We start from the raw sequence: 14,528 nt of genomic DNA, 5'->3' as shown, positions 1-14,528 counted from the left end.
AGGGACTCCCAGTCCCCTCGCAAGGTACTTATAGTCTCTTGCCAAGCGGCGTAATGTACGGCCTGCAGCAGCGAGAAGGTACTGACAAGTCTTTTGGAGGGCGGCCATGGCACCCGACAGCCCCGCGCGGGACCCGGGGCGCGGCGGCCGGACGGGACGCCCGAGGCGTAGCGCCGCGGAGGTTCGGCACGCCGTCCTGCAGGCCGCCGTCGGCGAGCTGACCGAGAGGGGATACGACGGCTTCACGATGGACCGGGTCGCCGCCCGCGCGGGCACGAACAAGACGGCGATCTACCGGCGCTGGCCCAGCCGTACCTCGCTCGCCCTCGCCGCCTACCGGCAGCTGGTCGCCTGGCCGGAGAGCCCGCCCGACACCGGCGCGCTCCGCTCGGACGTCATCGCCCTCCTGCGGGCGGCGGCCGACCGGATGAGCTCCCCGGACGGAGCCGAGATCCTCCGCGGCCTGATGATGGACGCGCGCCGCGAGCCGGCGGCGATGGCCGGACTGCGCGACGAGCTCGCCCGCGGTGAGCCCGGCACGATGCTGGCCGTCCTCGCGCGGGCCGTCGCGCGCGGGGAGGCGCGGCAGGAGTCGCTCGTCCCGCGCATCGCGACCCTGCCCGTGGCGCTGCTCCGCCACGAGCACCTGCTGAACGGCCCCGAGCCGATCTCGGACGAGACCATCACCGAGATCGTCGACCTGGTGTTCCTTCCCCTGGTCCGGCCGCGCTGACCGGCCGGCCCGGCTCAGCGCTCCTGGACGAGGAAGTTCTGCGGCGTGACGAACATCGCGGTGGCCTCGACGGTGACGCGGCCGTCGGGGCCCGTGATCGTCCCGGACGCGTAGATCTTGCGGCCCTCGACGCGGCTCGCCTTGGCCTCGACCGTCAGCGGCATGCCGAGCGGGGTGGGCCGCCGGTAGCGCAGCTCGAGGGTCGCGGTCATCCCGCCGACGCCCGTCTGCGCGGCGGCCATGCCGAGCGCCTGGTCGAGGACCATCGCCGACACCCCGCCGTGCACGTAGGAGGGCGGCCCCTCGTAGACGTCGTTGAGGGTGAACTCGCCGCGGACGATGCCGTCCGCGGTGGCGTCGAGGTCGACGGGCGGCGCGACGGGGTTGAGGGGACCTGAGACCGGGTTGCCGGCCTGCCGGTCGATGCGGTGCGCGCCGGTGACGAGGAACGGCGGCGCGTCCCGCCGCACGGCCCGCAGCCGCTCGGTGAGCGCGGCGATCTCGTCCGCTACGGCGCGCGCCTCGTCCCGCCCGACATCGGTGAGGACGGCGGCCTCGATCAGCTCGCGGACCCGGGCGGCGAGCCCGGCCAGCGGTGCCGCCTCGTCCTCGCCGAGCGTGTGCCGTTCGGTCATCGCCCCGCTCATCCAGCCTCCCTGTAAGCCGAACGAGATTCTAAAATGCGCGCGGGGGTGCCCGGTGCGCCGGGTCCCGCCCACCGGGCGCGGCGGCGGTGAGTGCGGTTCGCCGCATTCCGCGGGCGGTGAGCGCGGCGCACTCTATGATGCACGCGACGAACACCGCGGCCGTGAAGGAATCCCCCGTGACCGAGCAGCCACCGCCCTATGGACAGCCGTACGGGCAGCCTCCGGGGCCTCCGCCCGGCGGACCGTACGACCCGCATTGGGGCTACGGGCCGCCGGGCGTCCCGAACGGGCCGCAGTACGCCCCGCCCCGCAACGACGACAACACATGGGCGATCTTCGCCTATGTCGGCACGCTCGTGATCTCGTTCCTCGCGCCGCTGATCATCTACCTGGTGAAGAAGAACGAGTCGCCATTCGTCCGCTTCCACGCGGCGCAGGCACTGAACGTGCAGATCACACTGCTGATCCACCTCGTCGCGGTGTGCGCGGTCTGCATCCCGCCGACGATCCTCACCGAGAGCCCGTTGTTCCTGATCCCGATCATCTTCCCGTACCTCGAGGCGCTCTTCGGGCAGTGGGTGTTCCTGATCCTCGGCGCGGTGAAGGCCGGCAAGGGCGAGATCTACCGCTTCCCCACCTTCTTCTGCTTCCGGATGGTCCGCTAGGCGGCGGGCGCGTCACAGGCATGTCCGGATGCGAAGGTGATCCGACGAAGTTGATGAACACATTGGGTAGCAGTCCATATCCTCATCGTCATGAGTGAGCTTCCGATCTACGACCGGCTCCCCAGCGCACCCCCGAAGACGCGGCACGGCGCGCGGCTACCATGACCGCCATGGACGAGATGGCGGCGGACGAACCCCGGAACACCATTCACCTCGGCGAGGAGACCGCCGTCGTCGTCCCGCTCGACGAGTACCTGCGCCTGAGGGAAGCGCAGATCGAGGTCGAAGGGCTGACCGCCCTCCGTGAGCTCCACGACCGGAAGGCGTCCGGCACCAATCCGCCCGGAATGACGACCGAGCAGGTGCGCGAGATGCTCGGCCTCGATCGGACATGAGCTACGCGATCGTCTGGGAGGCCAAAGCGACCGGCATGCTGTCCCGCTTCCTCGACGACCCGAAAGGCGCGGCGGCTGTTCTCGACGCCGTGGATCGGCTGAGCCAGGACCCGCGGCCCGCGTCCGCCTTCCCCTACGGCGATGTGGACCGACGTCTGCGCGTGGGCCGGTACCGCGTCTGGTACGCGATCGATGACCAGGTAAAGGAAGTGCACGTCGCGTACGTGGACCGCGTTTGAGCCGTATGACGTGGATGGGCGCCGTCATATAGCTCATTCAGGGCATTTCAATGCGGGCGATGGCGCGGGTGGGGGCGCCGTCGGCGGCAGCGAGCGCGATCGGGAACAGGGAGACCTCGATCGGGCGGCCCTCGGCCTGCGCGGTGACGAGCGGGTCCAGGCCGGTGAGGTTCTCGGCGATGACGGCGCCGGCGCCGCAGAGGACGCGGTGGGCGGCGAGCGAGAAGCCGTCCGAGCCGGGCGGCGGGGTGCGGTCGACGCTGAGGGCGTCGATGCCGACCGTCCGGACGCCGGCGGCGACGATGGCCTCGGCCGTCTCCGCGGACGGGTACGGGTGCGCGAGGTAGCCGTCGGTCCCCCAGCGCGACGACCAGCCCGTCGCGATGAGCAGGACGACGCCGGGCGCGAGGCCGTCCGGGAGCAGGTCCGGGGAGATGGGGGTGCGGGGCGCGAGGCCGCGCGCGTCCATGACGATCGCCGGGCCGGTGAAGCGGGTGAGGGGCAGCTCGTCGAGCCGGGGCAGCGCGTCGTCGATGTGGAACGGCGCGTCCACGTGGGTGCCGGTCTGCGACCCCATGTGCAGCCGCAGGACGTTCACGCCGGAGTCCGCGACGGTCAGCGCCGGGACCGCCGCCACCTCCGGGTCGCCCGGGTACACCGGCATTCCGGTGGCGATCGGGACGGACAGGTCGAGCAGCTCAGCGGCCATGCCGCCGATTATCCCGGGCCCGCGCGCACCCGGTAGCGTTGCGGCGTGTTGCCACATGTGACCGCCATCCGTTACGTGACGCCGCTGCGCGAGGGCGGGTCGCTGCCGGGCGTCGTCGAGGCCGACGACCTCGGCACCTACGTCATGAAGTTCCACGGCGCCGGGCAGGGCCGCAAGGCGCTCATCGCCGAGGTGATCGCGGGCGAGCTGGCGCGGCGGCTCGGCTTCCGGGTGCCCGACCAGGTGCTCATCGACCTCGACCCGGCGATCGGGCGGCACGAGCCCGACCCCGACGTGCAGGACCTGCTGAAGGCCAGCCCCGGCTGGAACCTCGGCGTCGACTTCCTGCCCGGCTCGCTCGGGTTCGACCCGCTCGGCTGGCGCCCCGACCGGCTGTTCGCGTCGCGGGTGCTGTGGCTGGACGCGTTCATCGGCAACGTCGACCGCAGCTGGCGCAACCCGAACATGCTCGTCTGGCACGGCGACGTGTGGCTGATCGACCACGGCGCGAGCCTCATCTTCCACCACGCGTGGGCGAACGCCGCGCGGCTGTTCTCCGGCCCCTACGACGTGGACGACCACGTGCTGACCCCGTTCGCGACGCGGCTGGAGGAGGCGGAGGCCGAGCTGGCGCCGAAGATCACCGAGGTGCTGCTGCGCGAGGTGACCGCGCTGGTGCCCGACCTGTGGCTGGAGAACGAGCCCGGGTTCGCCGGCCCGCAGGAGCTGCGCGACGCCTACGTCGACATCCTGCTGCCGCGCGCCGGCAAGCCCCGCGACTGGCTGCCCGACCTGGACGTCAGCGGCCACCGGCCGGACACCGGGACGCGGCGCGGCGAGAACCGCCCGGGCTGGCTGGGCGGTCCCTCGTGAGCGAGGTCCGGGCGGGCAACATCCGGACGGCCGGCGAGCCCACGGTGTTCGAGTACGCGGCGCTGCGCGTCGTCCCCCGCGTCGAGCGCGGCGAGAGCATGAACGTGGGCGTCGTGGTGTACTGCCGGGCGCTGGACTACCTCGGCTGCCGCACCCACCTGGACGAGCGGCGGCTGCGCGCGCTCGACGCGTCGCTCGACCTGGAGGGCGTGCGGTCCGCGCTGAAGGGCGTGGAAACGATCTGCTGCGGCGGCGCGGACGCCGGGCAGGCCGCGCGGGAGGCGCCGGGCGCGCGGTTCCGGTGGCTGACGGCGCCGCGCAGCACGATCGTCCAGCCGGGGCCGGTGCACGCCGGCCTCACCGGCGACCCCGCCGCCGAGCTCGACCGCCTCCTCGGCCTCCTCGTCACCTGAGCTAGGACCACTCCCAGCGGATGCCGTGGTAGCCGGCCGGCATGCCGAACTCGATGAAGTGGACGTTGTGGTAGCTGGACAGCCGCAGGTCGGCGGCGTCCTCCAGGGCGGTGTGGCCGTCGGGGCGCCACGTCCGGTAGCAGCGGGCGGGCAGCGCGGCGGGATGGAAGCTCACCTCGATGAGGTACTCGTGCTGCGCCGTGCGGAACCCGCGGCCCTCCTCGGTGGCGGGCGGGCCGGACTCGCCGAACCCGAAGCCGTACTCCAGCAGGTACGTCTCGCCGCGGCCGAGCGCCCGGTCGAACAGCAGCTCGGCGGCGATGAGCCCGCTGGAGGCGTCCATCCGGACGCGGCCGAACCGGCAGCCGCGGGCCGTCCGGGACGTCGGCAGCACGCCGTGCGGGTTGTGGTAGACGGCGGTCCAGCGGTCGACGCCGCGCCGCTGCGCCTGGAACACCGCCCGGGTGCGGACCTCGCGCAGCTCCCGGTGGCGGCCGATGACGTGCTGGTCGTGCAGGCTGAGCCCGGTGAGCAGGCGCTCGCCGCCGGCGCCGATCTCGTCGAGCAGGTCCCGGACGCCGGGTTCGGGGCACAGCTCCTCGATCGGCGGCCACGGCCCGGGCGGCCGCTCGGCGTTCGGTTTGAGCAGGGTGAGCAGGGAGTGCCGGGGCAGTTCGAGGATGACCTCCAGGCCGCGGACGGCGCGCAGCGACCCGGCGCGCTCGGGGCGGGTCCGGCCGCGCTGCCAGTAGCTCAGCGTGGACAGGCTGACGGCGACGCCCTGCGCCTCGAGCCGGCGGCGCAGCGACTCGAGGCTGAGGCCGCGGGCCTGGATGGCGGCGTGCAGCGCCACGTTGAAGGGCCCGGACCGCAGGACCTGGAGGAGGTCGTCCTCCGCGACGCTCTGCACAGCTCGGCCTCCGGATCCGTTCCGGCCGGCCCCCGCACGACGGCCTTGACCGCCGTCTTCACGGCCCTCGGCCTCACTGTAAGACCCCGCCGTCCCGAAGTCGACCGCCCGTTCCGTCACTCCCACTCCCACTCGACTCCGACGATGCCGTGCCGGACGGGCCCGACCGCGATGTTCGCGCTCCCCGACGTGCCGATCCACAGTTCGCCGAGGCGCCGCCGCGGGGCGAGCGGCCCGTCGGCGGTGAAGCCGTAGCAGCGGGCGGGCAGCCGGCCCGCGCCGAACTGGACGATCGCGAGGTAGTCGTGCACGGGCCGGGAGAAGCGCCGGTCGTAGCCGTCCGGCGGCCCGCCGGGGACGGGGCCGGTGCCGGACGGCCGGAGGTCGTACTCGATCACGGCCGTCTCCCCGGCCGTGAGCACCCGGTCGAAGACCAGCTCGAACGCCATCAGCCCGCCGCCCGCGCGGACCCGCCCGGGCCTGCAGTAGCGGACACCGGACAGCTCCGCCGTCCATTCGGCCGGCTCGACCGGCTCGGCCGGGAGGGCGTCCGGGCCCGTCCGGTGGACGCAGACGACGCGGTCGACGTCGTCGCCGGCCGCGCGCAGCACCGCGCGGACCGACAGCGTCCAGCGCGGGCCGTGCGTGTCGAGCCGGTAGACGTCGTGGACGCTGAGCCGCTCGAGCAGGTGGTCGCCGGACCGGTCGAGCTGCCCGACGAGGTCGGCGTACAGCCGCGGATCGGGCCACAGCTCCTCCGCCGCGGGCGGTGGCGCGCCGGGCGGTCCGCCGGCGCGCGACGGGACGGGGGCGGGACCGGCGTCGTCCAGCGGGCCGGTCAGCGTGCCGGGCGGCACCTCGAGGACCTCTTCCAGGATCGCGACGGCGGCGCGGGAGCGGGGACGGCTGCGGCCGCGCTGCCAGTGGCTCAGCGTGGCCACGCTGACCGCCAGCCCGCGCCGGCCGAGTCGGTGGCGGAGCCGCTCCAGGGTGAACCCGCTCGCCTGGACGGCCTGCCGGAACGCCTCGGCGAACTCCACGGCGGGATCGTACCGGCCGATCGGCCGTCGAGTCAGGCGACCGTCGCAGATGGGACATGCTCCGACAAGTCCGATGCCTCCGGATTCGCCCCGGCGCCCGGCTAGAAGAGGACCGACATGAACGAGCCGTGCTCGGCGAAGCCGACGTGGCGGTAGGCGGCCCGCGCCCGCGTGTTGTAGTCGTTGACGTACAGCGACACCGTCGGCGCGATGCTGCGCAGCGCCTCCCGCACCACCGCCGACATGCCCGAGATCGACAGCCCCTGCCCGCGCAGGTCGGGCGGGACCCACACGCCCTGCACCTGGCAGGCGCGCGGGGTGACGGCGCCGATCTCCGCCTTGAACATGACCCGGCCGTCCTCGATGCGGGCGAACGCGCGGCCGTCGCGGATCAGCTCGGCGACCCGCGCCCGGTACAGGACGCCGCCGTCGCCGCTGTTCGGGGAGACCCCGACCTCCTCGGTGAACATCGCGACGCACGCCGGGTAGACGACGTCGAACTCCTCCATCCGCACCCGCCGGACCCCCAGGTCGGCCGGGACGTCCGGGACGGCGGAGGTCGCCATCACCGGCTGCGCCGCGCGGACGGCCCGCGGCGGCCCCCAGTACGGCGCGAGGATCTCCCACAGGTCGCCGACCGCGTCGACCGGGCCGACGATCGACGAGCAGCGCCGGCCCTGCGCCTGCGCGCGCTCGGCGAACGCGCGGATCGCCTCCGGCCCGGCGGCGACCGGGATCAGGTTGGCGCCCGAGTAGCACAGCGCGGACAGCCGCCCGTCGCGCATGTAGCCCCACATCTGGGCGCCGAGGCGGCGGGGGTCGAGCCCGGCCGCGTGCACGCGGGAGCCCACGAAGACGTTGCCCACCGGGTCGGCGTCGAGGATCGCGAGCGCCTCCGCGCGGTACCGGTCGTCGAGGACCCGGACCGGCAGCGACCCCAGCATGCGCACGGCTACCGGCTCCCGGACCCGGCCGGCGCGGCGTACAGCACTGTCAGCACCACACTGACAAGCCTATGACGTCCCCGGTCCTCCTACCTCCACCGGCTCCCCCACCGGCTTCCGGGCCGGCGGCTTCACGTTCGCGTGTCGGCGCGGTGGGTCCGTCCCGGCTTCTTGGCGGCGCGGGGCTCCGGTGGCGCCGGGGCCTCGCACCGGGCGTCCGGGCCCGGCCGGGCCGCCGGCAGGGCGCCCTTCCCCAGGTAGGCGGCGACCTTGCGGTCGACGCACCGGTCCCCCGACAACGTCACGCCGTGGTTCCCGCCGCCGGCCTGCACGAGCAGCCGGGACGTGGGGAACAGCCGGTGGGTCTCCAGGGCGCCCGAGTACGGGGTGGCGGCGTCCTCGGTGCCCTGCACCAGCAGCATCGGCGCGAGCGACGACCCGGCGCCCACCCTGGGCGGCCGCCCGCCGCGCGCGCCCCAGAACGCGCAGGGCGCGTTGTACCAGGTGTTGCTCCAGGTCTCGAACTTGTAGCCCGCGCGATAGAGGCGGACGCTGTCGGCGTGCCAGCGCCGCCAGGCGCGCGGCCAGGAGGCGTCGCGGCACTGGACTGCGTTGTAGACGGCGTAGTTGTTCTGGTCCAGCCAGGACGGCCGCTGCCACGCCTTGCGCAGCGGGCCCGGGTCGCGCCGGACGGCGTACGCCGACAGCGCGGCGGCGTGGGCGGCCCAGCTCTGGTTCCCGTAGCCGTCGGCGAGGAACGTGTCGTCCAGCTCGTCGGGGCCGATCTTGCCGTCGATCGGCTCGGCCTTCAGTGCGGCGCGGACGCGGGCGTAGGCGCGGGCGACCCGCCGCTCGCTCTTCCCGAGCCTGTAGGTCGCGTGGTGCCGGGCGACCCAGGTGAAGTACGCCTTGATCCGCTTCTCGAACGCCACGTTCTGGTCGATGTTGTCGCCGTACCAGACCCCGCTGGGCTTGACGACGCTGTCCAGCACCATGCGGCGGACGCGCCCCGGGTAGGTCGAGGCGTACACGGCGCCGAGGTAGGTGCCGTACGAGTAGCCGAAGTAGTTGATCTTCCGCTGGTGCAGCGCGCGCCGGATCGCGTCCATGTCGCGCACCCAGTCGGCCGTCCCCATGTGCGGCAGGATCGTGCGGTACCGCTTCGCGCAGTCGCGCGCGTAGGCGCGGGCCCGCCGCTTCCACGCCCGCTCGGCGGCGGCGTTCTCCGGGACGGTGTCGGGACGCGCGCGCCCCGGGTCCTGGTAGCTCCTGTCGCAGACCAGCGCGGGCCTGCTCGCGCCGACGCCGCGCGGGTCGAACCCGATCCAGTCGTAGGACGCGGCGACGCTCTTCGGCATCGCCGCGCGGAAGACGCCCGCGAGGTCGCGGCCGTGCGCGCCGGGCCCGCCGCGGTTGAGCAGCATGACGCCCTGGCTCTTCTTCGCGGTGTGCCGCGCGCGGGACAGCGCCAGGGTGATCCGCGCACCGTGCGGGTGGGCGTAGTCCAGCGGCACCCGGAGGGTCGCGCACTGCAGTCCCTTGAGGCGGGCGCCCTCGACCGGGTCCTTGGCGGGGCACGCGTGCCAGGCGAGCCCGGCGGGCCGGGCCGCGCGGCCGCGATCGGGCCGTCCGGGGGCGGCGCTCGCGGGAGCCGCGGCGGTGCCGGCGACGGCGAGGGCGACGGCGGCGGCCGCCCCGGCGGCGGCCCTTCTTACAGCGTGGTTCAGCACCCCCGCTTTCTACCTGCGCGCCCGCGCGTGTCGCGGGAACCGCGGGCTTCGCGCGATTCCGCCCGAAAACGGATCTCGCGGCGCGCCCGTCCGGCGAGGGACGGGCGCGCCGCGAGCGTCACGCGGTGGACCGGGGTGTCACGGACGGCCGATCGGCAGGTCCTTGCCCGCGACGGCGCCGGCGGCCTTGGCCGTCATCGCCGTCGGGTCCGGGTCGTTCAGCGCCGGGACGGCCTTGCAGTAGGCGTCCGCGCCCTTGCCGCTCTTCGGCAGCGCGCCGCTGTCCAGGTAGGCGGCGACCTTGTCGTCCAGGCACGCGTTGCCGTTCAGCGTGTTGGCGTGGGTCTTGCCGCCGACCTCGAGGACGAGCCGCGAGGACGGGAACACCTTGTGCATGTTGTAGCCGCCGGCGACCGGGGTCGCGGCGTCCTGCGACGACTGGACGAGCAGCATGCCGGGCAGGCTCTTGCTCGCCTTCAGCTTCAGCGCGGGACCGCCCTGGAACGGCCAGAACGCGATGGGCGCGTTGAACCAGACGTTGCTCCAGGTGTTGAAGCGGTAGCCCTCCTTGTAGAGCTTGGCCGCGTCGTTGTGCCACTTGTTCCAGTTCCGCGGCCACTTGGCGTCGGCCGCCTGGACGGCGTTGTAGACGACGAAGTCGTTGTCCTCGCCGCCGGTGTTCAGCCAGTCGAGCAGGCCGGAGGCGTCCTTGTTGTTCGCCCAGTCCGACAGGGCCTGCGCGAACGGGATGTAGTAGCCGGTGTTGTAGCCGGCGGTCAGGACGATGTCGTCCAGCTCGTCCGGGCCGATCTTGCCGCCGATCGGGGACTTCTTCGCGGCGGCGCGGACGGCGTAGTACTTCGCCTCGACGGCCTTCTCGGTCTTGCCGAGGTGGTAGAGCGAGTCATACTTGCCGGTCCACGCCCACCAGGACTTCATGTTCCGCTCGAACGCCTTGTCCTGCTCGAGCTGGGCGTCGTACCAGACCGTCTTCGGGTTGACGTTGCCGTCGAGCACCATGCGCTTCACGCGGTTCGGGAACAGCGTGGCGTAGGTGGCGCCGAAGTAGGTGCCGTAGGAGAAGCCGTACCAGCTGATCTTCTGCTGGCCGAGCGCGGCGCGGATCGTGTCGACGTCGCGGGCGGCGTCGGTGGTGCGCATGTGCGGCAGCATCCAGCCGAACTCGCGCTGGCAGTCCTGCGCGTACTTCTTCGCCTTGGCCTTCCAGACGGCCTCGTCCTTGGCCGAGTGCGGGACGTAGTCGGGCCGGACGGGGTTGTACCAGGTCTTGTCGCACGTCAGCGCGGGCTGGCTGGATCCGACGCCGCGGGGGTCGAAGCCGATGATGTCGTACTTGGCGGCGGTGGCGGCGTGGCCGACGCCGCCCATCCAGCGGGCCAGGGCGGGCGCGTACTCGATGCCGGTGCCGCCGGGGCCGCCCGGGTTGACGAACAGGACGCCCTGGTAGTTCTTGTCGTCGGTGTGCTTGTAGCGCGACACCGCGATGGAGATCTTGCGGCCGTTCGGCTTGGCGTAGTCGAGCGGCACCTGGACCTGGGCGCACTCGGCCTTGTTCATCGGGTCATCGGGGCCGCTGACCTGGCACTTGCCCCAGTTGATCCCGCTCGCCGCGACCAGGCCCGCCGCGGACGGGCCGGTGGCGGCGTTCGCGGAGACGGCGGCGACGCTGCCGCCGGCCGCCACGGCCGCGGCGGCCGTGGCGATGACGATCCTCTTCACTTGACCCCCTCAGATCGGCGGCTCCGGAGCCCGGGTCGGGCTCGGAGGGGGGAGCAGCGCCGATGCATGCGGATGCGTGGATTGCGTGGCGATTGTGGCGGTTCTGGGCGATATGGCGGGAGAGTCGCTCGTGACCAGATGCGAAATCGTGACAAGATCCACCGATGTTCGTGATGTTGGCGCGGGTGGATCCCGCCGTCGGAGCGCCCGCACGCGAAGAGGGCCCCGGGGATCGCTCCCCGGGGCCCTCGCCGGCCGCTGCGCGGGCCGGCCGGCGGATAGGCCGGTCAGCCCGTCACGCGGTTCAGCGGATGACGTCGTCGCTCAGCCGCGCCGCCTTCGTCACCGTCGTGGACAGCGACTTGGCCTTGGCGGAGGCCTGCGCCGGCGGCACCGGGTCGCCGAGCTGCGGGACGTGCGTGACGGACCGCCCCGGACGCTCCCCGGTCAGGAAGTACCGGTCGAAGATGGCGTCCACGGCCGCCGAACCGCGGTGCACGATGCAGTGCGTGCGGTCGCCGTCCTGGATCACCAGCTGCGAGCCCTTGAGCCGGCGGTGCATGTCGAGCGCGCCGGCGAGCGGCGTCGCCGCGTCCTCGCTGCCCTCGAACTGCAGGATGTTGCGCGGCAGGTCGCGGCTCCGCCCGACGTTCACCGGCGTGCCGGCCTTGGCGGGCCAGGTCAGGCACGGCGCGTTGAACCACACGTTGCCCCAGGTGAGGAACGGGTGCTCCTTGTTGATCCGGACGTTGTCGCGCTCCCACTTCGCCCAGCTCTGCGGCCACTGGACGTCGGTGCACTGCACGGCGTTGTAGACGGCGAACTCGTTGTCGTCCGCGCCGCCGCTCGTCTGCGCGCCGAAGGTGCCGACGAACGTCGCGGCGTCACCGGTCGTGTAGGCGTGCAGGCCCACCGCGTAGCCGTCCCACAGCGCCTGGCTGCGGCGGTACGCGGCGTTCTGGATCGCGTCGGTCAGCTCGTCCGGGCCGACGGCGAACTTCTGGCCGCTGCTCGGGTCGGTGTAGTACACCGGCTTGGTCTTGAGCGTGGCGCGCAGCTTGTAGAAGAACGACCGGACGGCCTTCTGCGTCGTGCCCAGGTGGTAGACGGAGTCGTACTTGGCGATCCACCCGAAGTAGTAGTCCATGTTCTTGTCGAACTGGACGTCCTGGTTCAGGTTGGCGTCATACCACACGTCCGACGGGCCGACGTTGCCGTCCAGCACCATCCGGCCCACGGTCTTCGGGAACATCGTCGCGTAGACCGAGCCGAGGTAGGTGCCGTACGAGGCGCCGTAGTAGTCGAGCTTCTTGTCGCTCAGCGCCTTGCGGATCGACTCCATGTCGCGGACGGAGTCGGTCGTCTTGATGTGGTTCAGCAGGCCGATCTTGTCGGCCTTCCGGCACGCGTCCGTGTACGCCTTGGACTTCTTCAGCCACACCGAGACCGAGGCGCGGTCGCCCGTGCCGTAGTCGGGGCGGGGGGCGTTGGTGTAGTTCGTGTCGCAGCTGAGCGAGGGGACGCTCATCCCGACGCCGCGCGGGTCGAACCCGATGACGTTGTAGGCGTCCTTCAGCGCCGCGGAGTTCTGCGCGAACACCCGCGGGCCGAACAGCGCGCCGCCGCCGCCCGGACCGCCCGGGTTCACCACCATGTCGCCCTTGGCGGCGCCCGTGCCGGTGTGCGGGGTACGGGTCAGCTGCAGCGTGATCTTCGTGCCGCTCGGCTTGGCGTAGTCCAGCGGCACTTGCAGCTCGCCGCACTGCACGATCTTCGAGACCGGGTACAGCCCGTCGTACAGGTCGTGCACCTGCTGGACGAAGTCCGCGGGGCAGGCGTGCCACTTGACCGCGGCGGGGTCGAACCCCGAGGCCGCGGAGGGGCCCGCGGCCTGTGCGCTCGCGGTGCCGAGCCCACTCAGCCCGAGCCCGGCCACCGCGGCCACGACGACAGTCCTCTTCACATATCCCCCTAACCTGTCGACTCGGATGAGTCAGACATTTGGGTAAACAAGTGAAGATTGTTGTCCTGCGGACAAGTCGGACGACAGAGCTTGTCGTGACCAGATGCAGAATCGTGACAAGATCAACGGAACTCTGTGATATGCCCGAACGTTCCGGCTCAGGGTCCGCCACAGGCCGGGGCCCCGCCCGGGGGCGCGCGCCCGCACCGGCGGTCACCGCCCACGGCACGCGAAAAGGGCCCCCGGGCTCATCACCCGAGGACCCTTCCGAGTCCGTCCCCGGCCGCCTACGCGACCGCGGCCGTCACATCACCGGACCGGCGTCAGCTCACCACCACCTGCGCGCCCGGGCCGGACACCGACCCGTCCTCGCCGACCTCGATGCCCATGTCGTCGGCGATGCGCATGGCCTCCTCGATCAGCGTCTCCACGATCTGCGACTCCGGCACCGTCTTGATGACCTCGCCCTTGACGAAGATCTGGCCCTTGCCGTTGCCGGACGCGACGCCGAGGTCGGCCTCCCGCGCCTCGCCCGGGCCGTTCACCACGCAGCCCATCACCGCGACGCGCAGCGGCACCGGGAAGTCCTTCAGGCCCGCGGTGACCTGCTCGGCGAGCGTGTAGACGTCCACCTGCGCGCGCCCGCACGACGGGCACGACACGATCTCCAGGCCGCGCTGCCGCAGCCCGAGCGACTCCAGGATCGCCGTGCCGACCTTGATCTCCTCGACGGGAGGCGCCGACAGCGACACCCGGATCGTGTCGCCGATCCCCTCGCTCAGCAGCGCGCCGAACGCGACCGCCGACTTCACCGTGCCCTGGAACGCCGGACCCGCCTCGGTCACGCCGAGGTGCAGCGGGTACTCGCAGGCGGCGGCGAGCTTGCGGTACGCCTGGATCATCACGACCGGGTCGTTGTGCTTCACCGAGATCTTGATGTCCCGGAAGCCGTGCTCCTCGAACAGCGAGCACTCCCACAGCGCCGACTCCACCAGCGCGTCCGGGGTGGCCTTGCCGTGCTTCTCCAGCAGCCGCTTGTCCAGCGAGCCGGCGTTGACGCCGATCCGGATCGGCACGCCCGCGTCCTGCGCGGCGCGCGCGATCTCGCCGACCTTGTCGTCGAACTTCTTGATGTTGCCGGGGTTGACCCGGACCGCCGCGCAGCCCGCGTCGATCGCCGCGAACACGTACTTGGGCTGGAAGTGGATGTCGGCGATGACCGGGATCGGGGACTTCTTGGCGATCGCGGGCAGCGCCTCGGCGTCGTCCTGCGACGGGACCGCCACCCGGACGATCTGGCAGCCGGACGCGGTCAGCTCGGCGATCTGCTGCAGCGTGGCGTTGACGTCGGCGGTGAGGGTCGTGGTCATCGACTGCACCGACACCGGCGCGTCCCCGCCGACCGGCACGGTGCCGACCATGATCTGGCGCGACTTGCGGCGCGCCGCGACCAGGCCCTGCGCCCCCTGTCCGTCGCCCTCGCCGCGGACCGTCGGAATTCCCAGTGAAACGCTCATCCCTCTCCTC

15 protein-coding genes are annotated in these 14,528 nt (G+C 72.5%); 6 read left to right on the top strand and 9 right to left on the bottom strand.

Going from position 1 to position 14,528, the window contains the following annotated elements:
* Positions 1-106: 106 nt before the first annotated feature.
* Entirely contained in the window at positions 107-733 is a 627-nt protein-coding gene (locus tag F8568_RS03745; RefSeq protein ID WP_151591321.1) for a TetR/AcrR family transcriptional regulator, read from the top strand.
* 14 nt (positions 734-747) lie between these two features.
* On the opposite strand, the gene F8568_RS03740 is transcribed toward F8568_RS03745, so the two are convergent.
* Entirely contained in the window at positions 748-1,380 is a 633-nt protein-coding gene (locus F8568_RS03740) for a PaaI family thioesterase (RefSeq protein WP_151591320.1), read from the bottom strand.
* A gap of 176 nt (positions 1,381-1,556) precedes the next feature.
* On the opposite strand from F8568_RS03740, the gene F8568_RS03735 reads away from it, so the two are divergent.
* From F8568_RS03735 to F8568_RS03725, 3 genes are all read left to right on the top strand, one after another.
* Positions 1,557-2,045, top strand: coding sequence for a DUF4870 domain-containing protein (locus F8568_RS03735; RefSeq protein ID WP_328600712.1), 489 nt, complete (start codon positions 1,557-1,559; stop codon positions 2,043-2,045).
* A gap of 170 nt (positions 2,046-2,215) precedes the next feature.
* Positions 2,216-2,440, top strand: a complete 225-nt coding sequence (locus F8568_RS03730) for a hypothetical protein (protein ID WP_151591316.1) — start codon at positions 2,216-2,218, stop codon at positions 2,438-2,440.
* Entirely contained in the window at positions 2,437-2,679 is a 243-nt protein-coding gene (locus F8568_RS03725) for a type II toxin-antitoxin system RelE family toxin (protein ID WP_151591314.1), read from the top strand. The genes F8568_RS03730 and F8568_RS03725 overlap by 4 nt, the downstream gene beginning before the upstream one ends.
* Positions 2,680-2,716: 37 nt before the next feature.
* Here the strand turns inward: F8568_RS03725 and F8568_RS03720 are convergent, their stop codons facing one another.
* Positions 2,717-3,388 carry a cyclase family protein gene (locus F8568_RS03720; protein ID WP_151591311.1) on the bottom strand — a complete coding sequence of 224 codons (672 nt, stop codon included), beginning with the start codon at positions 3,386-3,388 and terminating at the stop codon, positions 2,717-2,719.
* Between the two features lie 45 nt (positions 3,389-3,433).
* Between F8568_RS03720 and F8568_RS03715 the strand changes: the two genes are divergently transcribed.
* Together F8568_RS03715 and F8568_RS03710 are read left to right on the top strand one after the other, a co-directional pair.
* Positions 3,434-4,261 (top strand): HipA family kinase, encoded by an 828-nt coding sequence (locus tag F8568_RS03715; protein ID WP_151591309.1) that lies wholly within the window; start codon positions 3,434-3,436, stop codon positions 4,259-4,261.
* A complete protein-coding gene (locus tag F8568_RS03710; RefSeq protein WP_151591307.1) occupies positions 4,258-4,674 on the top strand; it encodes a DUF3037 domain-containing protein in 417 nt (138 codons plus the stop codon). The genes F8568_RS03715 and F8568_RS03710 overlap by 4 nt, the downstream gene beginning before the upstream one ends.
* A 1-nt stretch (position 4,675) precedes the next feature.
* Here F8568_RS03710 and F8568_RS03705 read toward each other — a convergent pair whose 3' ends face one another.
* The 7 genes from F8568_RS03705 to ispG form a co-directional block, all read right to left on the bottom strand.
* Positions 4,676-5,584 carry a hypothetical protein gene (locus tag F8568_RS03705; RefSeq protein ID WP_151591305.1) on the bottom strand — a complete coding sequence of 303 codons (909 nt, stop codon included), beginning with the start codon at positions 5,582-5,584 and terminating at the stop codon, positions 4,676-4,678.
* Positions 5,585-5,700: 116 nt separating this feature from the next.
* Entirely contained in the window at positions 5,701-6,624 is a 924-nt protein-coding gene (locus F8568_RS03700) for a hypothetical protein (protein WP_151591303.1), read from the bottom strand.
* A 101-nt stretch (positions 6,625-6,725) separates the two neighbouring features.
* Positions 6,726-7,568, bottom strand: a complete 843-nt coding sequence (locus tag F8568_RS03695; protein WP_151591478.1) for a GNAT family N-acetyltransferase — start codon at positions 7,566-7,568, stop codon at positions 6,726-6,728.
* Between the two features lie 131 nt (positions 7,569-7,699).
* On the bottom strand, positions 7,700-9,298 hold the full coding sequence (locus F8568_RS03690) for an alpha/beta hydrolase (protein WP_151591301.1): 1,599 nt from the start codon (positions 9,296-9,298) through the stop codon (positions 7,700-7,702).
* 138 nt (positions 9,299-9,436) lie between these two features.
* Positions 9,437-11,038, bottom strand: a complete 1,602-nt coding sequence (locus F8568_RS03685; protein ID WP_328600711.1) for an alpha/beta fold hydrolase — start codon at positions 11,036-11,038, stop codon at positions 9,437-9,439.
* Positions 11,039-11,342: 304 nt separating this feature from the next.
* On the bottom strand, positions 11,343-13,001 hold the full coding sequence (locus F8568_RS03680) for an alpha/beta hydrolase (protein WP_151591299.1): 1,659 nt from the start codon (positions 12,999-13,001) through the stop codon (positions 11,343-11,345).
* Between the two features lie 323 nt (positions 13,002-13,324).
* Positions 13,325-14,518: a flavodoxin-dependent (E)-4-hydroxy-3-methylbut-2-enyl-diphosphate synthase gene (ispG, locus tag F8568_RS03675; RefSeq protein ID WP_268896140.1), complete on the bottom strand. Its 1,194-nt coding sequence runs from the start codon at positions 14,516-14,518 to the stop codon at positions 13,325-13,327.
* Positions 14,519-14,528: the final 10 nt, after the last annotated feature.

It is taken from the genome of Actinomadura physcomitrii (genome assembly GCF_008923205.2).
GTDB classification, from domain to species: Bacteria; Actinomycetota; Actinomycetes; order Streptosporangiales; family Streptosporangiaceae; genus Spirillospora; species Spirillospora physcomitrii.
This window is presented reverse-complemented; position numbering and strand designations above follow the sequence as displayed.